The 25,504-nt window shown below is 72.8% G+C and carries 21 protein-coding genes and 2 pseudogenes; 8 read left to right on the top strand and 15 right to left on the bottom strand.

The window, feature by feature from the left end:
- Positions 1-115 precede the first annotated feature (115 nt).
- Entirely contained in the window at positions 116-1,426 is a 1,311-nt protein-coding gene (locus ACZ7MY_RS14495; RefSeq protein ID WP_499601872.1) for an alpha/beta fold hydrolase, read from the top strand.
- On the opposite strand, the gene ACZ7MY_RS14500 is transcribed toward ACZ7MY_RS14495, so the two are convergent.
- Positions 1,338-2,579 (bottom strand): DUF4192 domain-containing protein, encoded by a 1,242-nt coding sequence (locus tag ACZ7MY_RS14500; RefSeq protein WP_499601874.1) that lies wholly within the window; start codon positions 2,577-2,579, stop codon positions 1,338-1,340. The genes ACZ7MY_RS14495 and ACZ7MY_RS14500 overlap by 89 nt on opposite strands.
- A 154-nt stretch (positions 2,580-2,733) precedes the next feature.
- On the opposite strand from ACZ7MY_RS14500, the gene ACZ7MY_RS14505 reads away from it, so the two are divergent.
- Both ACZ7MY_RS14505 and ACZ7MY_RS14510 read left to right on the top strand, forming a co-directional pair.
- The gene (locus tag ACZ7MY_RS14505; RefSeq protein WP_499601875.1) at positions 2,734-4,893 is read left to right on the top strand and encodes a RecQ family ATP-dependent DNA helicase; all 2,160 of its coding nucleotides are present in this window, start codon (positions 2,734-2,736) and stop codon (positions 4,891-4,893) included.
- Positions 4,894-5,090: 197 nt separating this feature from the next.
- Entirely contained in the window at positions 5,091-5,690 is a 600-nt protein-coding gene (locus ACZ7MY_RS14510; RefSeq protein ID WP_499601876.1) for a hypothetical protein, read from the top strand.
- Here ACZ7MY_RS14510 and ACZ7MY_RS14515 read toward each other — a convergent pair whose 3' ends face one another.
- The 3 genes from ACZ7MY_RS14515 to ACZ7MY_RS14525 form a co-directional block, all read right to left on the bottom strand.
- On the bottom strand, positions 5,691-6,344 hold the full coding sequence (locus tag ACZ7MY_RS14515; RefSeq protein ID WP_499601878.1) for a hypothetical protein: 654 nt from the start codon (positions 6,342-6,344) through the stop codon (positions 5,691-5,693).
- Positions 6,345-6,403: 59 nt separating this feature from the next.
- Positions 6,404-7,099, bottom strand: a complete 696-nt coding sequence (rnhB, locus tag ACZ7MY_RS14520; RefSeq protein WP_499601880.1) for a ribonuclease HII — start codon at positions 7,097-7,099, stop codon at positions 6,404-6,406.
- A gap of 190 nt (positions 7,100-7,289) precedes the next feature.
- Entirely contained in the window at positions 7,290-7,883 is a 594-nt protein-coding gene (locus tag ACZ7MY_RS14525) for a TetR/AcrR family transcriptional regulator (protein ID WP_499601882.1), read from the bottom strand.
- Between the two features lie 110 nt (positions 7,884-7,993).
- On the opposite strand from ACZ7MY_RS14525, the gene ACZ7MY_RS14530 reads away from it, so the two are divergent.
- On the top strand, positions 7,994-9,541 hold the full coding sequence (locus ACZ7MY_RS14530) for an MFS transporter (protein ID WP_499601883.1): 1,548 nt from the start codon (positions 7,994-7,996) through the stop codon (positions 9,539-9,541).
- Positions 9,542-9,599: 58 nt separating this feature from the next.
- Here ACZ7MY_RS14530 and ACZ7MY_RS14535 read toward each other — a convergent pair whose 3' ends face one another.
- From ACZ7MY_RS14535 to ACZ7MY_RS14545, 3 genes are all read right to left on the bottom strand, one after another.
- A complete protein-coding gene (locus ACZ7MY_RS14535) occupies positions 9,600-11,249 on the bottom strand; it encodes a DUF4153 domain-containing protein (protein ID WP_499601885.1) in 1,650 nt (549 codons plus the stop codon).
- Positions 11,250-11,463: 214 nt separating this feature from the next.
- The gene (locus ACZ7MY_RS14540; protein ID WP_499601887.1) at positions 11,464-12,366 is read right to left on the bottom strand and encodes an ADP-ribosylglycohydrolase family protein; all 903 of its coding nucleotides are present in this window, start codon (positions 12,364-12,366) and stop codon (positions 11,464-11,466) included.
- Between the two features lie 55 nt (positions 12,367-12,421).
- A complete protein-coding gene (locus ACZ7MY_RS14545) occupies positions 12,422-13,087 on the bottom strand; it encodes a phosphoglycerate mutase family protein (protein ID WP_499601888.1) in 666 nt (221 codons plus the stop codon).
- A gap of 151 nt (positions 13,088-13,238) precedes the next feature.
- Between ACZ7MY_RS14545 and ACZ7MY_RS14550 the strand changes: the two genes are divergently transcribed.
- Positions 13,239-14,033 carry a VOC family protein gene (locus ACZ7MY_RS14550; protein WP_499601889.1) on the top strand — a complete coding sequence of 265 codons (795 nt, stop codon included), beginning with the start codon at positions 13,239-13,241 and terminating at the stop codon, positions 14,031-14,033.
- 39 nt (positions 14,034-14,072) lie between these two features.
- On the opposite strand, the gene ACZ7MY_RS14555 is transcribed toward ACZ7MY_RS14550, so the two are convergent.
- Positions 14,073-14,681 carry a YdbC family protein gene (locus ACZ7MY_RS14555; protein WP_499601890.1) on the bottom strand — a complete coding sequence of 203 codons (609 nt, stop codon included), beginning with the start codon at positions 14,679-14,681 and terminating at the stop codon, positions 14,073-14,075.
- 185 nt (positions 14,682-14,866) lie between these two features.
- Between ACZ7MY_RS14555 and ACZ7MY_RS14560 the strand changes: the two genes are divergently transcribed.
- Positions 14,867-15,160: a VOC family protein gene (locus ACZ7MY_RS14560; protein ID WP_499601891.1), complete on the top strand. Its 294-nt coding sequence runs from the start codon at positions 14,867-14,869 to the stop codon at positions 15,158-15,160.
- A gap of 189 nt (positions 15,161-15,349) precedes the next feature.
- Entirely contained in the window at positions 15,350-16,717 is a 1,368-nt protein-coding gene (locus tag ACZ7MY_RS14565) for an MFS transporter (protein WP_499601893.1), read from the top strand.
- Positions 16,718-16,788: 71 nt separating this feature from the next.
- Here the strand turns inward: ACZ7MY_RS14565 and ACZ7MY_RS14570 are convergent, their stop codons facing one another.
- Positions 16,789-17,565, bottom strand: a complete 777-nt coding sequence (locus tag ACZ7MY_RS14570) for a GNAT family N-acetyltransferase (RefSeq protein WP_499601894.1) — start codon at positions 17,563-17,565, stop codon at positions 16,789-16,791.
- Positions 17,562-18,512, bottom strand: a complete 951-nt coding sequence (locus tag ACZ7MY_RS14575; protein ID WP_499601895.1) for a helix-turn-helix domain-containing protein — start codon at positions 18,510-18,512, stop codon at positions 17,562-17,564. Before ACZ7MY_RS14575 ends, ACZ7MY_RS14570 begins: the two co-directional genes overlap by 4 nt.
- A gap of 588 nt (positions 18,513-19,100) precedes the next feature.
- Here ACZ7MY_RS14575 and ACZ7MY_RS14580 point away from each other — a divergent pair.
- Positions 19,101-20,099 carry a hypothetical protein gene (locus tag ACZ7MY_RS14580; RefSeq protein WP_499601896.1) on the top strand — a complete coding sequence of 333 codons (999 nt, stop codon included), beginning with the start codon at positions 19,101-19,103 and terminating at the stop codon, positions 20,097-20,099.
- 4 nt (positions 20,100-20,103) lie between these two features.
- Here ACZ7MY_RS14580 and ACZ7MY_RS14585 read toward each other — a convergent pair whose 3' ends face one another.
- The 5 genes and pseudogenes from ACZ7MY_RS14585 to ACZ7MY_RS14605 all read right to left on the bottom strand — a co-directional run bounded on the left by ACZ7MY_RS14585 (position 20,104) and on the right by ACZ7MY_RS14605 (position 25,444).
- Positions 20,104-20,829, bottom strand: coding sequence for a serine/threonine kinase C-terminal domain-containing protein (locus ACZ7MY_RS14585; protein ID WP_499602008.1), 726 nt, complete (start codon positions 20,827-20,829; stop codon positions 20,104-20,106).
- Positions 20,821-21,312, bottom strand: a pseudogene (locus ACZ7MY_RS14590) (serine/threonine-protein kinase); the annotation flags it as partial. The gene ACZ7MY_RS14585 and the pseudogene ACZ7MY_RS14590, both read right to left, overlap by 9 nt.
- A gap of 51 nt (positions 21,313-21,363) precedes the next feature.
- A complete protein-coding gene (locus ACZ7MY_RS14595; RefSeq protein WP_499601897.1) occupies positions 21,364-21,828 on the bottom strand; it encodes a hypothetical protein in 465 nt (154 codons plus the stop codon).
- A gap of 301 nt (positions 21,829-22,129) precedes the next feature.
- Positions 22,130-22,264 (bottom strand): annotated as a pseudogene (locus tag ACZ7MY_RS14600) (dipeptidase); the annotation flags it as partial.
- 264 nt (positions 22,265-22,528) lie between these two features.
- A complete protein-coding gene (locus ACZ7MY_RS14605; RefSeq protein ID WP_499601898.1) occupies positions 22,529-25,444 on the bottom strand; it encodes a vitamin B12-dependent ribonucleotide reductase in 2,916 nt (971 codons plus the stop codon).
- Between the last annotated feature and the right edge of the window lie 60 nt (positions 25,445-25,504).

Consider the following 25,504-nt stretch of genomic DNA (forward strand, 5'->3'; position numbering starts at 1 on the left):
TCGGTCGCTCGGGCGCTGCCGCCACTACCCACGAGAACGGCCGTGTGGGCATTCGGGTCACGCGCCGTCTACCGTTCCTGATCGGGAAGCCGTCCGTATCACCGGAAAGAGAGCCATGGCCGTCTACCGCCAGCCGGGAACCGTCATCACCGACCACACCTTCCAGGTGCCGCTCGACCACGCGGACCCCGGCGGTGAGCGGATCGAGGTGTACGCACGGGAGGTCGTGGCCGCCGGTAAGGAACGAGATCCGCTGCCGTGGCTGCTGTTCCTCCAGGGCGGGCCGGGCGGCCGGTCGCCGCGGCCGCTGGGCCGCGACGGCTGGCTCACCCGTGCGCTGGACGACTACCGGGTGCTGCTGCTCGACCAGCGGGGCACCGGCCGTTCCACCCCGGCGAACCGGCAGACCCTGCCGCTGCGCGGGGACGCCTCGGCACAGGCCCGCTACCTGGAGCACTTCCGGGCCGACTCGATCGTCCGCGACTGCGAGTTCATCCGCCGCGAGCTGCTCGGCGAGGACGAGCAGTGGAGCCTGCTCGGCCAGAGTTACGGCGGGTTCTGCACGCTCACCTATCTGTCGTTCGCCCCCGAGGGCGTCCGCGAGGCCTTCGTGACCGGCGGGCTCGCGGGCCTGCGCAGCACGGCCGAGGACGTCTACCGGGCCGCCTATCCCCGCGTGGAGCGGAAGACCGCGGCGCACTACGCGCGTTACCCGGAGGACGTCGAGACGGTCCGCGCGGTCGTACGGCACCTGCGCGAGCGCGAGGTCAGGCTCCCGGACGGGGGTCTGCTGACCGCGGAGGCCTTCCAGGCCACCGGGATACTTCTCGGCACCGGCACCGGCTCGCACACGCTGCACTACCTGCTCGAGGACGCCTTCGTGACCGGGGGTTCCGGCCTCCAGCTCTCCGACTCCTTCCTCTCCGAGGTCCAGGGCCATCTGTCGTTCGCCGGCAATCCGCTCTACGCGGTGCTGCACGAGTCGATCTACGGCCAGCAGTCGGTCTCGCCGCGGGCCACCGGCTGGGCCGCCGAATCGGTCCGGGCCGAATTCCCGCAGTTCGACGTCGACAAGCCGCTGGCGGACGACGCGCCGGTGCTGCTCACCGGCGAGATGATCTACCCCTGGATGTTCGCCACGGATCCGGCGCTGGCACCGCTGCGCGAGACGGCGCACCACCTGGCGCAGCACGAGCAGTGGTCCGACCTGTACGACCCGGCTCAGCTGGCGCGCAACGAGGTCCCGGTGGCCGCGGCCGTCTACCACGACGACATGTACGTGGACACGGCCGACTCCCTGGCCACCGCGCGCTCCGTCCACGGCCTTCGCACGTGGGTCACCGACGAGTACGAGCACGACGGGCTCCGGGTGAGCGGCGGCCGGGTCCTCGACCGGCTGATCCGGCTGGCCCGCGGCGAGCTGTGAACAACGCTGCCCGGCGGGCGCGCGCGACGCTCTGCCGGCGCAGGTAGCGGCGGAGCGGCTCCGGTGAGAGGCCGTTGTTGACGGCGGCGTGGAGCAGCCGGGCGAAGGTGTAGTCGGGGGCGAGGTCCAGGGCGCGGCCGAAGGCCACGCGGGCGGTGGCCTCGTCCCCGGCGGACCAGGCCACCCATCCGGCGAGGGTCAGGGGCGCCGCGGCGTGCTCGTGGTAGGGCTCGACGCAGCGCCGGGCGAGCGCCCGCCACAGGCGCACCGCGGGGTCGGTGTGCGGCGGGTCCATCCACTCGGCCGCCTCGTCGCGGGTGGCGCGGTCCTGCAGCCCGAGGATCATCGACGCGGCCTCGTCGTCGTCCAGCAGCGCGTCGTCGTTGCTGTCGGCCTCCGGCCCGTCCCCCACGGGCGTGGTGGCCCGGAAGCGGTCGAGCGCCTCCCGCAGCAGGCGCAGGGTGGTGCGCCGCACCTCGTCGGAGTCGTCCCGCTCCAGCATGCGCGGGACGAGTGCGGCGGCCGCCGCGTCCAGGGCGTCCGCGCGGGCAGCGGACGCCGGCGCGCCCGGCGGTGGCGGGGTGAGGCGTTCCTCCATCTCCTTGAGGGAGCCGGTGACCCGCAGGCCCGCGTAGGCGGCTGCCGCGGCCATCACGGAGTCTCCGGACTGCGTGATGCCGATGCCCTCGCGCGGGAACCGCTCCGATTCCGGGCAGCAGTAGGACCACCAGCGGCCGGAGGAGACGCACAGCGCCTCGACGACGGGCACGTCGAGCGTGCCGCAGGCGATCCGCAGCCGCTGCGCCAGCGGGCGCAGCCGTTCCATGACCTGGTGGGGTTCCTCGCCGGGAGCGGGTTCTTGGACGAGGAAGAGCACGATCGCGTCCGGCCGTGCGCCGCGCTGCTCGCTGCCGTTCACCAGGCACTCCGCCAACTGCTGGGAGGCGCCGGGCCACTCGGCGGCGTCCCGGGGGATCCCGAGCCGGGCCCGGCCGCCGAAGCGGCCGCGCTCGCCGTGCAGGGCGATCATCAGAATGCTGTCGTCGGGGTGGAAGCCGCACAGGTAGGGGAGCGCGGCGGCGAGTTCGGCCGGGCTGCGCAGCGTGACCTTCGGGTCGTCCGAGGGACGGGGGGATTCGGTGGGCTGAGTCATGATCCGAAGGTCCCGCACGCCATGGATCTCCGCCAGACCCCTCCAAAACCTGTGGATAACTCGCGCATATCATCACATTCATCGGGGGCGAGTTATCCACAGGTCGCCTCCGTACGGTTGGCGCCGTGTCGGTGCCATCGGGTTGCATGGGGGCATGACCACCGCACTGCGCACCGCCGCCGACACGATCCTCAGCCGGCTCGTCGGGGACCCGACGGGCACCGCACGCCTGCGCGAAGACCAGTGGCGCGCCGTCGAGGCGCTGGTCGCGCACGGCCGCCGGGCCCTGGTGGTGCAGCGCACGGGCTGGGGCAAGTCGGCCGTGTACTTCGTGGCCACCGCGCTGCTGCGCGAGCGGGGCAGCGGTCCCACGGTGATCGTCTCCCCGCTGCTGGCGCTGATGCGGAACCAGATCGACGCCGCCGACCGCGCCGGCATCCGTGCCCGCACAATCAACTCGGCCAACCCCGAGGAATGGGACACGGTGCAGGCCGAGGTCGCCTCGGGGGAGGTCGACGTCCTGCTGGTGAGCCCGGAGCGGCTCAACAACCCGGACTTCCGGGACCAGGTGCTGCCCAAACTGGCCTCCACCACGGGCCTGCTCGTCGTCGACGAGGCCCACTGCATCTCCGACTGGGGCCACGACTTCCGGCCCGACTACCGCCGGCTGCGGACGATGCTCGCCGACCTCACCCCGGGTGTCCCGGTGCTGGCGACGACCGCCACGGCCAACGCGCGCGTGACGGCCGACGTCGCCGAGCAGTTGGGCACCGGCGACCACGAGGGCGCCCTGGTGCTGCGCGGGCCGCTGGAACGCGAGAGCCTGTCGCTCGGGGTGCTGGGCATGCCCGACGCCGCGCACCGCCTCGCCTGGCTCGCCGATCACATCGGCGACCTCCCGGGCTCGGGCATCGTCTACACCCTGACGGTGGCGGCGGCGGAGGAGGTCACCGCCTTCCTCCGGCAGCGCGGTCACCGGGTCGCGGCCTACTCGGGGCGCACCGAGGACGCCGACCGCCGGGCCGCCGAATCCGCGCTGCTGAACAACGAGGTCAAGGCGCTGGTCGCCACCTCGGCGCTGGGCATGGGCTTCGACAAGCCGGACCTGGGATTCGTGGTGCACCTGGGCTCGCCCTCCTCCCCCATCGCCTACTACCAGCAGGTCGGCCGCGCCGGGCGCGGTGTCGACCACGCAGAGGTGCTGCTGCTCCCCGGGCCCGAGGACGAGGCGATCTGGCGCTACTTCGCCTCGCTCGCCTTCCCCCGCGAGGAGCAGGTGCGGCGCACCCTGGAGACCCTCGCCGCCGCCGGGGGCCCGATGTCGGTCCCCGCGCTGGAGACGCGGGTGGACCTGCGCCGCAACCGGCTGGAGACCATGCTCAAGGTGCTCGACGTGGACGGCGCCGTGCACCGGGTGCGTGGCGGCTGGACGGCCACGGGCACGCCCTGGACGTACGACACCGAGCGGTACGCGTGGGTCGACCGGCAGCGCAAGGCCGAGCAGCAGGCGATGCGCGAGTACGCCACGACGTCGATGTGCCGCATGGAGTACCTGCGCCGTCAGCTCGACGACGAGGAGGCCGCCCCCTGCGGCCGCTGCGACAACTGCGCCGGGCCCCGGTTCACCGCGGAGGTCTCCCGCGAGGCCCTGGAGGCGGCGCGGGCCGCCCTCGGGCGCCCCGGGGTCGAGGTGGAGCCCCGCCGCATGTGGCCGACGGGCCTGCCCGCGATCGGCATCGACCTGAAGGGGAAGATCCCGGCAGGCGAACAGGCCGCCACCGGCCGGGCCCTGGGACGGCTCTCCGACATCGGCTGGGGCAACCGGCTGCGCCCGCTCTTCGCCGAGAACGCGGCGGACGGGCCCGTTCCGGACGACGTGGCACAGGCCGTGGTGCAGGTGCTGGCCGACTGGGCGAAGGGCCCGGGCGGCTGGGCGAGCGGTGCGCCCGACGCCCCGCAGCGGCCCGTCGGTGTCGTCACCGTCGCCTCGCACACCCGGCCGCAGCTCATCGCGTCGCTCGGCGCACGCATCGCCGAGATCGGCCGCATGCCGCTGCTCGGCGAGGTGGCGCACAGCGGTGAGCTGGAGCCCTCCCGGGTGCCGCGCAGCAACAGCGCACAGCGACTGCGGGCGCTGCACGGGGCGTTCACGCTTCCGCCGGCCCTTTCCGACGCCCTCGCCGAGGCCGCGGGACCGGTCCTGCTGGTCGACGACTTCACCGAGACGGGGTGGACGGTGGCCGTCGCCGCGCGGCTGTTGCGCCGTGCCGGTGTTACGGCGGTGTTTCCGCTGGTCCTGGCCCTGCAGGGCTGACCGGTAGTCACCATGTGAGACAGAGAAGGGATCTAAGCGGCGGACGGTCAGATAACAGACAGGTCGACAAAATGACCGTTGCCGCCCGCGTGTGCGACAGGAACAATTGAACCTGGATCCCCGCATCGGCTCTTGGAGCCCTACGACCGGCATGCCCGCGCACGCCCGGTCGCGGACGCATACCCGAAGGGAGGACCGTGGCCATCGGCTTCGCTCCGGAAACCGCTTCCGTGAATGCCTCCCGCCGTGCCGGACGCCATCGCAGCCTCGAGCCCGCCGAATGGACGGCCGCGGGCGTCCCCCTGCTGATCAACCCGCGCGAGGTGGTCACCGACCTCCACGAGCGGCACCTCCCGGCACCGGGCACCGCCGTGGTCGCGGTCTACTCCCCGGACGAACGGCTGACGGCCAGCGCGTCCTTCGCACAGCGCCCCCACGTCGTCGACGGCTGGGAGCGGCGCAACGCGATCCTCGTCCACCTGCGCCGGATCACCGCCGACGACCTGCGTCGGCGCAGGCCGGTCCGCACCGCGGTCCTGCTCGTCTGCCGCGACGGCGGAGCGGGTTGGACCGAGGTGGACGGTGCCTGGATGTGGGGTCTGCGGGACGCCTGCTCGCTCTACGGACTGCGCCCCGGGTCGTACATCACCGTGACCGACGACGGCTGGCGGGTGCAGGGCGAGGACCGCGCCGGACGGACCCCGAACGCGGCCTCCTGGTCGGCGGCCACGAGCCGCGGCGCAGCGAGCCTGCGTCCCAGCGGGACGCCGCCCCTGCGCCGCGCGGCGGCGCGCTGATCAGGCGTTGACACCGAGCAGCGCGTTGATCCGCTGCGGGTCGCCGCAGACGATCAGCAGCTTTCCGGCCCGCGCCAGCGCGGAGGGCAGGATGCTCGCGACGGTCTCGTCGGAGCCGCCGTTGACGGCCACGACCACCACGGGCCGGCCCTTGGCGCGCTCGGCGTCGTGGGCGGCGTAGAACACGTCGTCACCGGCGTCCTGCTGGGCCCAGTACGACGCCTCGCCGAAGCTCAGCTCGTGGGCCGCCCAGGGGTGCTCCTCGCCGGTGGTGAGCACCAGGACCTCACCCGGCGCGCGCCCGCTGTCCAGCAGCAGGTCGACGGCCTCGTCGGCGGCGTCGAGGGCGCCGTCCACCGAGGCGGGGATGAGCTGGAGCTGCGCCGACGTGTCGGCGGCGGGAGAGGCGACGGCCTCGGAGTCCCGCGGCGAGCGCTGCTGCGGGGGTACGACGGGCCCGCGGGCCGGACCGGGACGGCCGGGACGGGCGTTCGCCGCCGGAGCGCCACGCGGCGGCGCGGGGCGCGGAGGCGCGGGACGCGGGCCGGAGCCCGGTACGGGGCGGGGGGTCGGCGCGGGCCGGCCGGCGGCCGGGGCTACGCGGGGACCCGGGACACTCTCGTGAATCTGAGGCTCCTCGGGGGTGAGAGGCATGTGCTGATGTCTATCAAATGCACCGGAACAACGCAGCGGCGGGTAGGTCACAACTCGGCTCAGAAGTCGAACCCGAGTTGCTCACCCGTATCCCCCGCCTCCACGGTCTCCCGGACCTTCTTCAAGTGCTGCCAACGCGGCAGCGCGTCGAGGTATGCCCAGGACAGCCGGTGGAACGGGGTGGGCCCCAGCTCCTCCAGTGCCGCCCGGTGCACCGGCGAAGGGTACCCGGCATTGGCCTCGAAGCCGAACGGAGCATAGTCGACGCCCAGTTCCGCCATCATCGCGTCCCGCCGCACCTTGGCGATCACGGACGCGGCCGCCACGGCCACGCAGGAGACGTCGCCCTTGATGACCGTGCGCACGCGCCAGGGGCCGCCGAGGTAGTCGTGCTTGCCGTCGAGTATCACCGCGTCCGGCCGCACGGGCAGGGCGTCCAGGGCGCGCGTGGCGGCGAGCCGCAGCGCGGCGGTCATCCCCATCGCGTCGATCTCCTCCGGGGAGGCGTGGCCGAGCGCGAAGGAGTTCACCCATCCGGTGAGCACACCGGCGAGTGCGCTGCGGCGCTTGACGGTGAGCAGCTTGGAGTCGGTGAGGCCGTCGGGGGGCCGTCGTAGACCGGTGACGGCCGCGCACACCGTGACGGGCCCGGCCCAGGCGCCCCGTCCGACCTCGTCGACGCCCGCGATGACCTTGGCGCCGAGGGTCGCGCGCAGCGAGCGCTCGACGGTGTGGGTGGGGGGTTCGTGGACCATGGCAAGGCTTAGCCTACGCTCCCGTGTTGGGCCGTCCCGGAGCAGGTCCGCGCAGCGCGCACGGGAACCGCCTCCGCCCGCGACCGGGCGGTGTCCGCGCCGGGCCGCGGCCCCGACGCGGCCCGACGTGGCCGCGCCGGAAGCACCCGGCGACGGAAGCACCCGGCGACGGAAGCACCCGGCGACGGCGTCAGGGGCGCAGCAGGGGCAGCATCACCTGGTCGACGACCTCGGTCAGGTCCTCCTCGGTGATCTCCCGGCCGCCGATCTTCGACCGGTACATCATGAGCGCGGGCACGACGTCGGCGACGATGTCGCCGGTGGCGTCGGGCCGTACCTCCCCGCGTTCGATGCCGCGCCGGACCACGTCGAGGATGCGCTGTTTGGTGGGTTCGACGACCCCTTCCATGATCAGCCGGACGAAGCAGTGGGCGGCCTCCTGGTCGCACTCGTCGATCACCGAGCGCAGGGCCAGCCCGCCGCGCGAGTACATCGCCTCGCGCATCCGCAGCACGAGGAAGACCAGGTCCTCCCGCAGGCCGCCGAGGTCCGGGACGTCGGGGACCTCGGGGAAGGCCGTCTGCAGGGCGTCCGCGACGAGTGCCTGCTTGGACGGCCAGCGGCGGTAGACGGCCGCCTTGCCGGTCTGCGCGCCGGCGGCGACGCCCTCCATGGTCAGCCCTCGCCAGCCCACCGTGCTCAGCTGCTCCAGGGCGGCCCCGAGGATCGCCCGCTCCAGGACGGGCCCGCGACGGCGGGTGCCCGCTCCCTGCGACATGGCCATGCCACCTTCTCAATCGCTCGCTAGTGAACGCTTGCGTTCACTACAACCGTCACCCTACTGTCGTACACAGTGAACGCGACCGTTCACTAAGTCACCGACTGGGGGACCTCGTGACGACTGGGCAACTCACCTCACCACGAAAGCCCGGAGCCGCGCGACGTGATGGCAGGCCGGGCATCGCACTCGCGGTGATCGCGGCCTGCCAGCTCATGGTCGTGCTGGACGCCACCATTGTGAACATCGCGCTCCCGCACATCCAGGACGCGCTCTCCTTCTCCACCACCGATCTGTCCTGGGTGCTCAACGCCTACACGCTCACCTTCGGCGGTCTGCTGCTGCTCGGCGGGCGCGCGGGCGACATCCTGGGACGGCGCAGGGTGTTCGTCTCCGGCATCCTGCTGTTCTCCTTCGCCTCCCTCCTCGGAGGCTTCGCGCAGGAGCCCTGGCAACTGCTCGCCGCACGCTCGCTGCAAGGCGTCGGCGGCGCGATAGCCTCGCCGACCTCGCTCGCGCTCATCACCACCAACTTCCCCGAGGGCCCGGCACGCAACCGGGCCTTCGGCGTGTTCGCCGCGGTCTCCGCGGGCGGCGGTGCCGTGGGGCTGCTGGCGGGCGGCATGCTCACCGACTGGCTCGACTGGCGCTGGGTGTTCTTCGTCAACGTGCCGATCGGCCTGCTGATCGCGTTCCTGGCGCCACGCTTCATCGGCGAGTCGCAGCGGCACCCGGGGCGGTTCGACGTCACCGGGGCCGTCACCTCGACGCTCGGCATGGCCTCGCTCGTCTACGGCTTCATCCGCGCCGCGCACTCGGGGTGGCGGGACACCCTCACCGTCTCCTCGTTCGCGGCCGCGGTCCTGCTGCTGGGCGCCTTCGTGGTCGTCGAGCGGCGGGCCCGGGAACCGATCACCCCGCTGCGGATGTTCGCCGACCGCAACCGCTCGGGCACCTACCTGATGATGCTGAGCCTGGCCGCCGCCATGTTCGGCATGTTCTTCTTCATCGTCCTCTTCGTGCAGAACGTGCTCGGCTACAGCCCCATAGCGGCGGGCTTCGCCTTCCTGCCGGTCACGGCCGCGATCGTGACCGGGGCCGGGCTGTCGACCCGCTTCCTGCCGGTGCTGGGGCCGAAGCCGTTCCTCGTCGCCGGCTCGGCGCTGACCGGTTCCGGGATGGCGTGGCTGACGCTGATCGACCCCGGCAGCAGCTACGTGGGCGGCGTCCTCGGCCCGATGCTGCTCTTCGGTTTCGGGATGGGCCTCAACTTCGTGACGCTGACCCTGACGGCCGTCTCCGGCGTCGCCCAGCACGAGGCGGGGGCCGCCTCCGGGCTGCTCAACGCGATGCAGCAGGTCGGCGGTTCGCTCGGGCTGTCCATCCTGGTGACGGTGTTCGGCACCGCGAGCCGCGACAAGGCCACCGGTCTCCTCCCGGACTTCCTCGCGCGCGCCACGCCCGAGCAGCAGGAAGCCTTCCGGCGGACGCACGAACTGCCGCCGCCGTGGGGCCACGAGGTGCTGGCGCACGGCATCTCGACCGCCTTCTACGCGGGCGTGGGGCTGGTCGCGCTGGCGCTCGTCACCGCGGTGTTCGTGATCCGGGTCCGCAGGAGCGACCTGGAGGCGCTCAGCGGCGGCGCGGGCGTGCCCGCGGCCTGACACCGGCGCCGCCGCCCGGCCCGAGGGGAGGCCGGGGCGGCGGCACACGGCGTTCGCGTCACGGGTACGCGGGGTCGCGCCAGTCGACGGAGAACCCGTCCAGACCCGCCTCGCGGCACGGCTGGTCGGCGGTCAGCGGCGGGCGCCCGTCGAGCAGGGACCGGGCCCGGACCTCGTCCAGGCTGGTGGTGTACCAGGCCTCGGTGCCGTCCTCGTAGAGGTGCTCGGCGATCTTCTCCAGGGCACAGGAGCGCTGCGGCTCCGGCAGCCGGTCCAGCTCCGGGACGGCGTCCGCGGAGAGGTTCCGCAGATAGGCCAGGTCGATCTTGCCGCTGCTCTCGAAGCGGCTCACCTGCTGGCCGGCGATGAGCGCGTCGGGCGAGACCAGCCCGAAGGCCAGGACGGACGCCGCGGCGCTCACCACCACGGCACGCGGGAGCCAGCGCGCGCCGAACACCCCGGCCGCCATGACCAGGACGATCAGCAGCCCGAGCCACAGCTCCACACCCGCCACCGAGATCCGCAGCCGGGTCAGCCCGTACGCGTCCACGTAGAGGTCCATGCGGCGCAGCGCGGACGCGACCACGACCAGGGTCAGCACGCAGATCGTGCCGAGCACGGAGCGCACGAGCAGGCGGTCGTGGTCGGTGCCGCGCGGCGCCCAGCGCAGCGCGAGGCCGATCACCGCGATGGTGAGCAGGGTGACGACGAGCAGTTGCCAGAAGCCCTGCCGCGCGTACTCCGCGTAGGTCAGGCCGGTCTTGGCGAGCACCTTCTCGTAGCCGCCGAAGAGCACCGCCAGCTGGACGGCGTTGAAGGCGGCGAACAGCCCGGCGAGGACGACCAGCGGGAGCGCCCACTCGGCGCGCCGGCGGGCGCGTCCCGGCGTGACCTCGATGCGGTCCCAGCGGCGCGGTGCCGCGGCGGTCCACGCGGCGCAGAGCGCGAACAGCGTGCCCACGGCGAGGAGCAGGACGCGCAGCGGCGCGTCGGTGACGGTCACGTCCGGCATGAGGTCGGACAGCAGGTCGGCGAACGCCGCGTCGGCCCCCGCGAAGAGCGCGCCGAAGACGACCAGGAGCACGGCGGTCACGCCGACGGTCTTCAGCATCGGCACCAGTCGGCTCCGGCCGCGCCCGGCCCGCTCCCGCAGCCCGCGCAGCGCCCAGCCGATCGAGGACGCCGGAGCGAACCACAGGCCGGTACCGCCGAGCAGGACGCCCGGCCAGCGGCGGCCGCCGTGCAGCGCCAGTGAGCCCAGGAAGGCGGCGGCGACGACGGCCAGGAACGACGGCCACCAGGCGTCCCGCAGCGCCGGGACGAGCAGCAGCGTCAGGCCGGCCACCGCCCACAGAGCCGACCAGGGCCGCAGCCGCCGTCCGTGGTCGCGGGCGGCGACCGCGGCCGCGGCCACGGCGGGAACGGTGACCAGCAGCAGATTGATCCCCAGGCCGCCGCGCAGCAGGGCCGAGGTCAGCACGCCGGTGAGCAGCGCCGCCCACAGCGCGGCGGGCCGCACGGCACGCGGGGTCCGCGGCCGGCTCGCGACCACCCAGGCCGGGGGCGGGGGCGGTGGTGGCGGCGTCCAGGGACGCGCGTACGGCGCCGCCGGAGGGGCGGGTGGACCGTTCTTCCGCGGTGGTGCCTGCGGGTGTGGCGGTGCGGACGCCTGCGCCGCCGGTGCGGCGTCGGACGGCGTGTCGGACATGAGAACCCCTCCCCGCCGGTCGCACGGCGGCCGGAGGCGGCACGCGGGACCGGATACTCGACTGCCGTCCGGTGAAGATCGGCCGGACGGCGTGGCCGACAGGCTAGGCGCGCCGGCCGGCCGCGCGAACGCGGTGCGGGCCGCACGAACGAGTCTGTGACAGGCCCGTGACAATGCAGGGGGTTGGGACCTCGGGGGCGGGACCGGCGGACGGTCAGCCGGCGGGCAGCCACTCCGGGAGGGCCTCGCAGCGCTCCAGCCACTCGCGCGGGGGCTCGCCACCGGCCCCGGCGGCGATGATCCCGCCCACGATGGCGCAGGTGGTGTCCACGTCCCCGCCGGCGCGGGCGGTGGTCCAGAAGGCGCCCTCGTAGTCGCCGAGGCCGCGGGCGGCGGACCACAGGGCGAAGGGGACCGTGTCGTGGGCGCTGGTGCGCCGGCCGTTGCCGAGCACGGCCGCGACGGTGGCGACGTCGTCGTAGTCGAGCATGTCGACGGCGCGGCGCAGCCCGGCGTGCACGGCGCTGCGCGGCAGCAGCGCCACGACGCGCGTGATGAGGTCGGCGGGGGCGCCGGGGCCGGCCGGGTCCGCGGCGAGCGCGGCGGCGGCGGCCACGGCCATCGCCCCCACGACGGCCTCGCGGTGCTGGTGGGTGGTGTACGCCGACAGTTCGGCCTGCTCGGCGGCCTTCTCCGGCTCGCCCGCGTACCAGGCGCCCAGGGGCGCCACGCGCATGGCGGCGCCGTTGCCCCAGGAACCCTGGCCGTTGAACATCTCGGCGGCCAGCGTGCGCCAGTCGGCTCCCTCCTGCCGGATCAGCCGCAGCATCCGGTTCACGCCGGGCCCGTAACCGCGGTCGAAGTCGTGGTGCGCCGCGAAGGAGGCGGCCAGGGCGTCCTGGTCGATCGTGCCGCGCGAGTCCAGGACCGCGACGACCGAGCACGCCATCTCGGTGTCGTCCGTCCACTGCCAGGTTCCCGGCGGCAGCGTGCGGCCCTGCAGGGCCGGGTAGTGGGCCGGCACGAAGAACTGGGAGCCGAGGGCGTCGCCCAGGGCGAGACCGCGCAGGCTGGACAGGGCGCGGCGGCGTGGGAGGTCAAGCGGGTCAGCGGTCATGGCGGGAGAACTCTGACATCCGGTGCCACCCGGGTCAATCGTCCTGTGCGCAATCTCACCCGTGATATCGCGCCAGGTCGGAGTCGGTGGTCCGCCAGCGGGAGAAGGGCCGGTCGAGCCCGTACCGGCCGTCGGGCTCGGCGAGCAGCATCCGTGTCTCGCCGTTGTCGGGGTTCGACAGGCACTCGAACTCGTCGACGGTCCAGTGGAACCACCGCATGCAGAACAGCCGCATGGTGAGCCCGTGGGTGACGAGCAGGACGTTCGGCGGGAACTCGGGCTTGTCGAAGGCGCGGTAGAGCGTCTCCAGGAAGGACCCGACGCGGTCGTAGACGTCCGCCCCGGACTCGCCCTGGGCGAAGCGGTAGAAGAAGTGGCCGTAGGCGTCCCTGGCCTTGCGCTGCCGCTGCACGTCCTCGGCGTCCTGGTAGTTCCCCCAGTCCTGCTCGCGCAGCCGGGGCTCCTCCTTGGCCCGGGTACGGCACGGGTCGAGGCCGAGCAGGTGGAAGGTCTGATGCGTCCGGCGATATGGCGAGACGAAGGCCTGCACGCGCTCCTCGCCGAACAGCTCGCGCAGCTCCCGGCCCGCCGCGCGGGCCTGCTCCTCGCCCCTGGTGGTGAGGGTCAGCGCGTGGTCGGGCACCCGCTCGTAGATCGTGTCGTCGGCATTGCCCTGGGACTCTCCGTGCCTGATGAGCACTATGCGACGCGGTCGGGCCATGGCCTCACTGTAATTCGTACGCGCGAGCAGGGTCGCGGCGGGCACCCGCTCCGCCCGCCGCCCGGCCGCCGTCTCCCCCGATTGTCAGTGGCGTACCGCAGACTCAGCATGAAGAGGGGGGCGCGTTCGCGCGCCACGGTTGGAGGCCGCCATGAAGACCACGTCGTTCGTTCCCGGCACACCCTGCTGGACCGATCTGAGCAGTCCCGACATCGAGGCCTCCCGCGCGTTCTACGGCGGCCTGTTCGGCTGGGACTCCCAGGCGGGTCCCCCGGAGGCCGGCGGATACACCTTCTTCAGCCTGCGCGGCGAGCACGTGGCGGCCGTCGGCCCGGTGATGGCCGAGGGCGACCGGCCGCGGTGGATCACCTACATGGCCACGAACGACGTGACCGACACCGCCAAGGCGGTCGAGGCCGCGGGCGGCTCGGTGTGCGTACCGCCGATGACGGTCTTCGACCAGGGCGGCTTCGCACAGTTCACGGACCCGCACGGCGCGGAGTTCGCCGCATGGCAGCCGGGCCGGTTCAGCGGGGCGGGCCTGCTCGACGAGCCGGGCGCGCTGTGCTGGATCGAGCTCAACACCCGGGACGTGGACGGCTCCCGCGCCTTCTACCGCGAGGTGTTCGGCTGGACGGGCGAGACCCATCCGTTCGGCGGGGACAGCTCCTACACCGAGCTCGAAGTGGAGGGCGCGGGAAGGAAGTTCGGCGGCATCCTGCTGATGAACGACGCCTGGCCGCCGGAGATACCCCAGCACTGGATGCACTACTTCTCCGTCGCCGACACCGACGCGGCCGCCGCCCGCGCCACCGAGCTCGGGGGCAGCGTCTCCGTGCCGCCGTTCGACCTGGAGCACGTCGGACGGGTCGCCGTGCTCGACGACCCGCACGGCGCGTACTTCTCGGTGATCACCCGTCCGTCCGCGCGGGGCGGGGAAGGCTGAGGCGGGCGGCGCCAGGGACGGTCCCCGGTCGCCGTGGCGTCATATCGACCAGGCCTGTTCCAGGTCGACGACGTCCCCGGCGACGGTGAGCACGTCGGCGTCGAGATCCGCCCGTTCGGACAGTCGCAGGATGGAACCGTCCCGGTACTTGGCGTGCTCGGAGGCCGAGTCCCACATCGACAGCACCAGGAAGTCGGACTCGGGGCCCTGCGCGAAGACCCCGCGCAGCATCCCCGGGGAGCCGGCCATGGCCGGGTTCCAGACCTTCTCCTGCATCAGCACGAAGTGCTCGACGCGGTCCGGACGCACCTTGCAGTGCGCCAGGCGCAGCAGGTCGCCGTCGGCGAAGCGGGGCCGGAAGCCGACCTTGACGTCCAGGCGGTGCTCGAAGAGCTTGACGCCGAGGCTCTCGTAGGTGCCGGCCTGGGCGGCCGCGAGGCGGTCGTGCGCACCGGCCATGAAGGCCTCGTAGTAGTCGCGGTCCTCCCAGAACGCGAAGAGGTGCGCGACACCCGGCTGACTGCGGCTCCAGCCGCCGCCCTGCCCCCGGAACCCCGGCTCGCCCATGAGCCCGTTGGCCCATTTCCGCTGCCCGCGCTCGAATCCGGCGCGATCGACGATTCCGCAGCGAATCCACTTCACCAGCACCGCGCCATCCTACGGCCCGCCGGCGGGGCTTCCGCCCCATCGGAGGAGCAACTCCCCTGAAAGGGAGCGGAATACGATCACGACATGGACACCCTGTACCCGCGCCTGCTCGTCGAGGACTTCGACACCGCCGTCCGCTTCTGGACCGCCGCCCTGCGCGACCTGCTCGGTACGGAACCCGTCAAGTGATCCCGCAGGCCGGTTACGCCAACTGGGACCTGGGCGGTGAGGCGGCTCTCACGCTCTTCTCCCGCGCCACGCTCGCCAGGGCCATCGGCACCGACGCCCTTCCCGCGCACGCCCCCGCGCAGGACGCGTCGATGCTCGTCCTGCGGGTCGACGACGTCGAGGCGGCCGCGGGCAAGCTGACCGCCCACGGTGCCGCCGTCCTCGCCGGGCCCCAGGACCGGCCAGTCGTACTGACCGGGCCCCGGAAAGCAAGACCGAAAGAGATAGTCCGCAACAAAACAATCTGCTAGCGTCATACCTGGGTGTCCCGACGACCAGGAGACGACGCCATGCCTTTACGCGCACGCACCTCGCAGCCCTTACGCGCACGCACCTCGCCCACGGCCGCAACCGCGGCGCCCACGGCAACCAAGGCAACCGGGGAAGCCGCCCCCGGCCACCGCTCCCGCGGGCCGGCCCTCGCGGTCCTGTGCGCCGGGATGCTGATGATCGTGCTGGACGGCAGCATCGTCACCGTCGCGCTCCCCGCCATCCAGCGCGACCTGCGCTTCTCCCCCGCCGACCTGACCTGGACGGTCAACGCCTACATGATCGCCTTCGGCGGGCTGCTCCTGCTGTCCGGACGGCTCGGCGACCTCCTCGGACGCAAGCGGATGTTCGTCGCGGGACTGGCCGTCTTCACCGCCGCCTCGTTCCTGTGCGGCGTCGCCGGCGACCAGGTCGTGCTCATCGCGGCGCGCTTCCTCCAGGGCGTCGGCGGCGCGATGACCTCGGCCGTCAGCCTCGGCCTGCTCGTCACGCTCTTCCCCGAACCCCGCGAACGCGGCCGGGCCATCGGCGGGTTCAGCTTCGTCGGCGCCGCCGGGGCATCGATCGGGCAGGTGCTCGGCGGCGTGCTCACCCAGGCCGTCAGCTGGCACTGGATCTTCTTCATCAACCTGCCCATCGGGGCGGCCGCGGCGCTGCTGGCCGTCCGCGTGCTGGAGCCCGACCCCGCGCGGCCCGCCGCCCGGGGCGCCGACGCGCTCGGCGCGTTCCTCGTCACGACCGGCCTGATGACCGGCGTCTACACGATCGTCCAGACCGGTGGCCACGGCTGGGCCTCCGGCCGCACCCTCGGTCTCGCCGCCCTGTCCGTCGCGCTCCTCGCGGGCTTCGTGCTCCGGCAGGCGACGGCGGCGGCCCCGCTGCTGCCGCTGCGCATGTTCCGCTCGCGGGAGGTCTCCGGAGCCAATCTCGTCCAGGTGCTGATGGTCTCCGCGCTCTTCGGGTTCCAGATCCTCGTGGCGCTCTACCTGCAGGACGTCCGGGGCTACGGTGCCGCGGCCACGGGACTGGCCATGCTGCCCGCCGCCGTGTCCATCGGTGCCGTCTCGCTGCTCCTGTCCGCCCGGCTCAGCGCGCGCTTCGGCGAGCGCCGCGTCCTGCTCGCGGGGCTCGCCCTGCTGGTGGTCGCGCTCGGCCTGCTCACCCGGCTGCCGGTGCACGCCGGCTACGCCGCCGACCTGCTGCCCACGATGCTGCTCGCGGCCGGCTTCGGCCTCGCCGTCTCGGCGCTGACCGTGCTCGGCATGTCGGGTGCGGGGCCGCGTGACGCGGGCGTCGCCTCGGGCCTGTTCAACACCACCCAGCAGGTGGGCGGGGCCCTCGGGGTCGCCGTGCTGTCCACCCTCGCCGGCTCCCGCGCCCAGGACCTCGTGGCCGCGGGGCACGAGGAGGCGTCCGCCCTCACCGGGGGCTTCCGCCTCGCCTTCGGCACCGGGGCGGCCCTCCTCGCGGCGGCCTTCGTGCTCGCGCTGGTGATGCTGCGACCGCGGCGTGCAGCGGACGCCGCCGCGCAGGCCTGAGGACGACCTGCCGGGCCCGGACCCCGCGGGGTCCGGGCCCGCGGGGCTCCGCGGGCCCGGACCGCCGTCCCTCACTCCTGCGACGGGGCCGAGAACATCGACAGGTACTCCTCGGTGCGGAAGCCCGCCGACGCGTACACGGCCTCGCCCATCGCGCTCGCGTACAGGTAGGCCGTGGAGGCGCCGGCGGCACAGCCCGCGCGGACCAGCTCCATGGTGACCGCCCGCCCGTAGCCGCGGCGCCGGTGGCCCGGGAGCGTGGAGACGTTGAAGATCCCGTTGAGGTCACCGCGGACCGCCGTCATGCCCGTCCCGACCGGCACGCCGCCGGCTTCCGCCAGGTAGAACGTGACCCCGTCCAGCCGGCCCATCGCCGGATCCGCGAACAGCCCGAACACCTCGCGCGGCACCCCGAAGCCCTCCGCCATGACCTCGGCGTACAGGCCGAGCTCGGCGGCGTCCAGCGCCCGCACCTCGAGGGACTCCGCGGGCGTCCGCGGCGGCACGCCGTGGTCGGGCCACCTGACCATGAGCGGGCTGCGGTGGAGGTCGGTGAGGCCGTGCCGTGCCGCCTCCTGGGTGACGAGCCGTCCCGGTACCCCGCGGACCTGGATGCTCCACGGGACCTCCCACCGCTCGGACTCCGCCAGCGCGGCAAGGTCGTCCGCGAGCGGTTCGGGGCTGGGGCTGAACACGCCGTTGAGGGAGGCGACCGGCGCCCCCGAGACGGCCAGCACGGCGTCGCCCCGGCCCCTTCGGGCGTGCCCGGTGGCGACCGTCGCCAGGGCCTCCACGAGGTCGGCGTAGGCGGCCGCGATGGGCCCTAGCGGATCGTGCACGGGGGTCACGGGGAACCCGCCTTCCTGTGGCTGCGGAGGTAGGCGGCCGGGGTGGCCCCGTACACCGACTTGAAGTGCCTGATGAAGTGGCTGGCGTCGGAGAAGTGCCAGCGTGCCGCGACCTCGGACATCCCGGTCGTGCTGCCGCGGACCAGGAGTTCGTCGTGCGCCTTCTGCAGACGGCGGCGCCGGGCGAACGACATGACGGAGTCGTTCGACGCCGAGAAGCACCGGTGCAGGGTCCGGAGGGACACCCCGACGCTGCGGGCGACCATCGGGGGCGACAGTTCGCCGCTCTCGAGGTTCTGCTCGATGACGTTCCTGGCGGCGACCACGACGGCCTGCGGGTGGTCGCCGAGTCCCGGACCCGGCCGTTCGGAGATCATCCGGGAGAAGAGTGTGGCCGAGGCCTCCCGGGCCATGTCCCGCGCGGCCGGCGACCCCTCGAGGTCGTCGCTGCTCCTCCTGATCGCGTCCAGGAAGTTGAGCAGGAAGCGGACCTCGGGGACGTCGGCGTCCGACAGGTACGCCTGACCGAGCACCCGGGGCGACCCGATCCGGGGGACCACGAGGTGCCGCGGGATCGAGACGACGTGCGCGGTCGTCGCCGGCGCGCACGAGAACTCCCAGGAGGCCTTCGTGTCGCGAATGCATAGCTGCCCGGGCTTGACGGAATGCCGCTTCTTCCCGTCCTGGAACTCGATCCAGCCCGAGGTCACCAGATCGGCGACGATCGGGTCCTGGTCCAGGTTGTTCCCCGACACCCCGGTCAGCGAATCGCAGTAGACCCGGGCGGAAAGCAGCCCGTCGATGAGATGACCGTTCGCGACGAAACGGAATCCGCGGGGAACGGCGAAATGGGGGACGGAAAGACGGATGAGGTGCGAGAACGGGCCGCGCTCCCACTCCCGGAAGTGCCGTTCCGAAGCCTGCGCCTGTTCGGCCGTCAAACTCATGTCGGCCCGATAATCTATGGAGCCCCCGCGATGCTGCGCGCAGTCCACCGTTCCCGCCAATCGCTGATCTTTCACCTGCACCCTCTCGGCCGGGTGTGCGTACCGAGGCCGCGACCCGGATGACAACGTTATCCAGCCCCGGATCCGGCCCTGTACGGCCACCCACGGTCGGTCATCGAAACCCTTGAGGCAATTCCTTTTCCCCTTGCGGCGAACGCGACATCCGGGCCCCATTGCCCACCGGTCGCCCACGACCGGGATCGCCGCCCACGGCCCGCCCCGGGAGCGAGGCACGGCCCACGGCATTGTCGCCCATGCGGCGTCCCCGGAAATAGTACGGCCGCGCCAGGACCGGCACTCCGCGTGACGAGGGCGCGGCACCCGCATTCCATCGCCGTCGGTCCGCGTCCGGCGGCCGTCGCCGCGGCGCCCGCCGGCCGGAAAATGGAATGCCCGTGCCAGGAATGGAAGGGGAGCGCCAATTCGATCGAATCACGGCGGTAACTTGCCTGAGCATCCCTCAAAATGCTTGCATCAGCGCCCGGTTCAGATGGACGTCGAAGGGGACAGCACACGATGGATCCGGCTGTGTCGATCCGCCAGGTACGCCTCGCCCTGGCCGTGCTCAGCCTCGCGCTGTTCGTCCAGACGGCTTCCTGGCTCCTGTACGACGTCGCCGCTCGCGGTCTGCCCGGCGCGTGGTCGCTGTGGACGACCGGCAGCGCGCCAGGCCTCGCGGCGACGACCTCGCTGGACCTGGGTCTCGCGGCACTGCAGCTCGCGGCCGGCCTCGCGGCGCTCGACCGGACCCGGGGCGCCGGCGGACTCCTGGTCGCCTCGTGCGCGGCGACGCTCGGCTTCCGCCTCCCCACGGTCTGGTACGTCCTCCTCGACTCCCCCTCCGACCCCTGGTTCGGCGGCCTGAGCGGCCCCTCGGTGAGCGTCGTCGGGGGCACCGCCGCGCTCGCGGTGGTGCTCGCCCTCGTCCTCGGGGCGCTGCTGTACCTGGCCCGGCGGATGGAGTACGAGGCCGCCGCCACGCAGGCGTCGGCCGCCGGCGCGATACGGCCGGTGAAGGTCACGGCCACCACCTCGGGGCTGCTCCTCGCCCTGCTGAACGTCTTCTACATCGGCAGGAACGCGGTGACGGCCTTCCAGGTGGGCCCCGGCACGCTCGGTGACCTGCTCGTGGGCAAGGGGACGGGACGAGCGGTCCTCGGCGTCTCCGCCCCGTACCAGTGGGCCTGCCTGACGGTGCTGTGCGGGGCCGGAATGCTCTTCGCCGCCCGGCGCCGTCCCGTCGCGACCGGGTTCTCCGTGGGCCTGGCGCTGTTCATGATGCCCTCGGCGTTCACCGAGCTGTGGGCGTACGCGGTGGGCGCGGCGGCGCAGACCCTGGTGGACACCTCCCAGGACCTGCTGGAGCTCGTCGGTTCCGCGGCCGTGGTCGCCCTCGTCGCCGGGGACGTCCGTCGCGACCGCCGTCCGGCGGCCCGCGCCGCGCAGGAGGCCGTGCCCTCGGTGCCGGCTGGACCCGGCCGGGTCGGCGTCGCCACGGGGCACGACGGCGAGCCGTCGGACGGCTGAGGCCTCAGGGAGTGTCCTGCCGGAACCCGTCGACGGCGTTGTCGAAGACGGCCCGGTAGGAGGCCCAGCGGTCCGACGGCGCGGAGAGGTAGACCGTGAACTCCTGCCCGCCGGGCTCCCCGAAGCCGAGGTCGATCGCCCGGAAACCGCGGGCGCTCCCCTGGAAGGTGAACTCCCATGTCGCGGCGGGCTTCCCGCGCCAGTGGGTGCTCTGCATCCGCAGCCGCTCGTAGGCGCGCAGGTCCGGGACCGTCTGTGCCTCGGCGTCCTCGAAGTGCCGGAGCGGACTGGGGCCCGCGAAGTCGAGCGCGGCGACCCGCAGGCCCACGAGCCCCGTCGGGTCGACGTGGACGAACTGCCGCCCGTCGTCGCTCACCTGACGCTTCCAGCCGTCCGGCACAGGGACGGAGAAGCCGCGCTCCCGTTCCTCGGCGAGGTGGTAGCCCTCGGGGACCGGGGGCGGGGTGTGGGCGGGCGTCGGCGGTACGGAAGGACGGGTCGTGGCGGAGGCCGCGGGGGACGTGTCCGGCGTGCTCGCGGCGGACGAGGACGCGGAAGGGGACGGGCCCGCCCCTGTACGGTCCACGTCGCGCAGGAACGCCGCGGCGTACACCCCACCCCCGGCGAGGGCGGGCACCAGGAAGGCGGCGGCCCACAGCGGGGCACGCCGCCCGCGGGCACGCGGCCCGGGCGAGGAGGCGGACACAGGGGCGGGGACGGGCGCGGTCACCGAAGCGCCCTCCGTCAGCACCACCCGGCCCGACTCCGCCAGCAGCACATCGCCCGGCTTCACATCCCGGTGCAACACCCCCGCCGCATGCGCCGCCCGCAACGCCGCCACCATCGCCCGCCCGATCCGCGCCGCCTCCCCCGGCACCACCGGAACCCGCTCCTTCAGCACATCCCCCAGCGTCGTCGACGGCACGTACTCCATCACGATCACCGGCAGACCCTCGTCGTCCACCACGTCGTGCACCACCACCACGTTGGGATGGCTGATCCGCGCCGCGCTGCGCGCCTCCCGCCGGGTCCGCTCGAACAGCGTCTCCAGCTCGTCCTCGTGCAGGTGCGGCTGCGGCGGGTGCAGGCGCTTCACCGCCACCGCGCGCCCCAGCAGCTCGTCCTCGGCCCGCCAGACCGTGCCCATCCCGCCACGGCCGATCCGCTCGACCAGCCGGTACCTGCCCGCCACCAGGCGTCCGAGGTCGGACATCGCGCGATACTCCTAGGTCATCCGTGGTCGGGGCCCGTCGCCGGGCCGGGCTCAGGTCAGGGCGACGACCCGCGCCCGGGCCGGGCCCGCGTCGAAGCGCAGAACGATGTCGTAGAGGTACGCGTCGCCGGCCCGCGGTCCCAGGGCCGTCCGGGCCCCGGGACGCAGGAGGCCGGAGACCGTCTCGTGCCGCTCGCCCGGCGCCGAGCCGCTGATGGTGACGAGCCGCAGGGACGCGCGGCCTGTGTTCTCCAGGGTGACGGTGCGGGTTCGCGGGCAGGGGCCGGTCGAGGTGTCCTCGGGGCACCGGAAGCGCACGTCCCCGAGTTCGCCCAGCCCGCAGGAGACCTCGGTGGCGTAACCGATGCCCGACGAGCAGACGGCGCCGACCCGCAGACCCGCCGCGGAGGCGGCGCCCCCCACCGCCCCGTGCGCGTCGGAGCCCCTCGGCTGCCCGACGACGAACACGCCGAGTCCGGCGGTGGCGAGTACGGCGGACACGAGTGCTTTCCGCACCGGGTGCTCCAAAGGGCGGGTGAGTCGCGCAGGGCGCCGGACGGGCGGCGGCACGCGGATCGACGACGGACCGGGGAACGGCGCGGCGGCTCAAAGGCAACAACGCTTCCCCGGGAAGGGCACGTCACTTCCGATGACCCGCACCGCCATGACCCGCACCGCCCCGCTGTTCGCGGTCGACCGTTCCCGCGGAATGGCGCATGAAATGGGCTGCGGCGACGGCCGGGCGCCGCAATTCGCCGGCGGACACGCTTTCGTCCACGGAGTGGATCCGTGCCCCGGGTCCGCGGAGTCCGATCGCGCTGGCCTTGTGGCATTCCTCGGGGGGCGCGAGGGCCGGGTCCGCGACCGACCTGAACGCGACGAGCTCCGCGAGTTCCTCCCGTGCCGCCGGGATCAGCGACGCGACGGTGCCGGCGAGGGGATCGGTGGACAACGGGGGAACTCCTTGGCGTACGGGGAAGAAGGCGCCGATCGCCGCGGGAGGGGAAACGCCTCACCTCACGGGAATGCGACAGCGGTCCCCTCGACCCTATGCGGGCCCGGAAGGACCGGAAGAGAAGGTGCGCGCCGGCTTCGGCGGCGCCCGGACCTCCGGAACGCAGGGAGAAGGCCCGCAACGCAGCGTGTCCCCCCGGAGCGGAGCGCTTCGGGGGGACACGCGGGGGGACGACGGCCGGATCAGGCCGGCGGCCTCAGGTCAGCTGCAGCCGCTGGTGGAGCCGCAGCCCTCGCAGAGGTAGCAGCTGCCCGCGCGGCGCATCTTGGTGCCGCAGGAGAAGCAGAGCGGGGCGTCGGCGTTCAGGCCGAGCTGGATCTCCAGCAGCTCCGTCGAGTTGTGCGCGGTCTTCGGGGCCGGGGCCACCGCGACCGCCTCGACCTCGGGCACGACGGTGGCCGCCGGCTTGGGCGCCTCGGTCTGGCGCGGGGCGGACTGCGCCAGGCCCTCGACGTCGACCTCCTCGGCGGCGGGCTCGTAGGAACCCGTGTCCAGGTGGCGCTGGCGCTCCTCGGCGGAGTGGATGCCGAGGGCGGAACGGGTCTCGAAGGGCAGGAAGTCCAACGCCAGGCGGCGGAAGATGTAGTCGACGATCGACTGCGCCATCCGCACGTCCGGGTCGTCCGTGAGGCCGGCCGGCTCGAAGCGCATGTTGGTGAACTTCGAGACGTAGGTCTCCAGCGGCACGCCGTACTGCAGGCCCACCGAGACGGCGATGGAGAAGGCGTCCATCATGCCCGCGAGGGTCGAGCCCTGCTTGGACATCTTCAGGAAGACCTCGCCGAGACCGTCGTCCGGGTAGGAGTTGGCGGTCATGTAGCCCTCGGCGCCGCCCACCGTGAAGGAGGTGGTGATCCCCGGGCGGCCCTTGGGGAGCCGGCGGCGGACCGGGCGGTACTCGACGACCTTCTCGACCGCTGCGGGGGCGGCGGCCGGCGTCGCCTCGGCCTTCTTCTCGTCCGCCTTCGTCTTGGCGGAGAGCGGCTGGCCGACCTTGCAGTTGTCGCGGTAGATCGCGAGCGCCTTCAGGCCGAGCTTCCAGCCCTCGTAGTAGATCTCCTCGATCTCCTCGACGGTCGCCGACTCCGGCATGTTGACCGTCTTGGAGATGGCACCGGACAGGAACGGCTGGGTCGCGGCCATCATCCGGACGTGGCCCATCGGCGCGATGGAGCGCTCGCCCATGGCGCAGTCGAAGACCTCGTAGTGCTCGGGCTTCAAGCCGGGCGCGTCGAGGACGCTGCCGTGCTCGGAGATGTGGGCGACGACCGCCTCGATCTGCTCCTGCTGGTAGCCGAGGCGGTGCAGGGCCTGCGGGACCGTGTTGTTCACGATCTGCATGGAGCCGCCGCCGACCAGCTTCTTGAACTTGACCAGGGCGAGGTCCGGCTCGATGCCGGTGGTGTCGCAGTCCATCATCAGGCCGATGGTGCCGGTCGGTGCCAGCAGGGAGGCCTGCGCGTTGCGGAATCCGTTCTTCTCGCCGAGGTGCAGGACGTCCTGCCAGGCCTCGGTGGCCGCGGCCCACACGGGGGTGTCCAGGTCGTCCATCCGCGTGGCGACCGCGTTGGCGTCGGAGTGCTGCTTCATGACGCGCTTGTGGGCGGTGGCGTTGCGGGCGTAGCCGTCGTACGGGCCGACGACCGCGGCGAGCTCCGCGGAACGCTTGTAGGAGGTGCCGGTCATCAGGGAGGTGATGGCACCGGCGAGCGCACGGCCGCCCTCGGAGTCGTAGGCGTGGCCGGTCGCCATGAGCAGCGCGCCGAGGTTGGCGTAGCCGATGCCCAGCTGGCGGAAGGCGCGGGTGGTCTCGCCGATCTTCTGCGTGGGGAAGTCCGCGAAGGAGATGGAGATGTCCATCGCGGTGATGACGAGTTCGACGGTCTTGGCGAAGCGCACGGCGTCGAAGCGCTGGCTGCCCTTGCCGTCGTCGTCGAGGAACTTCATCAGGTTGAGCGAGGCGAGGTTGCAGGACGAGTTGTCCAGGTGCATGTACTCGCTGCAGGGGTTGGACGCGGTGATGCGGCCGGTCTCCGGCGTGGTGTGCCAGTGGTTGATGACGTCGTCGTACTGGATGCCGGGGTCGGCGCAGGCCCAGGCGGCCTCGGCCAGCCTGCGGAAGAGGGCCTTGGCGTCGACCTCCTCGATGACCTCGCCGGTCATCCGGGCGCGCAGGCCGAACTTCTCGCCGTTCTCGTACGCCTTCATGAACTCTTCGTTCACGCGGACGGAGTTGTTGGCGTTCTGGTACTGGACGGACGTGATGTCGTCGCCGCCCAGGTCCATGTCGAAGCCCGCGTCGCGCAGGGCGCGGATCTTCTCCTCCTCCTTCACCTTGGTCTCGATGAAGGCCTCGACGTCCGGGTGGTCGACGTCCAGGACGACCATCTTGGCCGCGCGGCGGGTGGCACCGCCGGACTTGATGGTGCCGGCGGAGGCGTCGGCGCCGCGCATGAAGGAGACCGGGCCGGAGGCGTTGCCGCCGGAGGAGAGCAGCTCCTTGGAGGAGCGGATGCGGGAGAGGTTCAGGCCCGCGCCGGAACCGCCCTTGAAGATCATCCCCTCTTCCTTGTACCAGTCGAGGATGGACTCCATGGAGTCGTCGACCGAGAGGATGAAGCACGCCGAGACCTGCTGCGGCTGGGCGGTGCCGACGTTGAACCAGACGGGGGAGTTGAAGCTGAAGACCTGGTGGAGCAGGGCCCAGGTGAGCTCGTGCTCGAAGATCTCCGCGTCGGCGGCCGACGCGAAGTAGCCGTGGTCCTCGCCGCCCTTGCGGTACGTCGTCACGACGCGGTCGATGAGCTGGCGGAGGCTGCTCTCGCGCTGCGGGGAGCCGACGGCGCCGCGGAAGTACTTGCTGGTGACGATGTTGACCGCGTTCACCGACCAGAAGTCGGGGAACTCCACGCCGCGCTGCTCGAAGTTGATCGAGCCGTCGCGCCAGTTGGTCATGACGACGTCACGGCGTTCCCAGACCACCTCGTCGTAGGGGTGCGTCCCCGGGGTGGTGTGGATGCGCTCGATGCGCAGGCCCTTGGCGGCCGGGGCCGCCGCGGCCGCCTTGCCGGCCTTGGCGCGGGAACCCCGTGCCGGGCCGCTCGTCGTCTCTGTCATGTGCCGCCTCCCATTACAGGCATTACAGGTAAAACGCCCTGAAGCGCCGCGGTCTTCCCG

It is taken from the genome of Streptomyces sp. NPDC111520 (assembly GCF_055635295.1).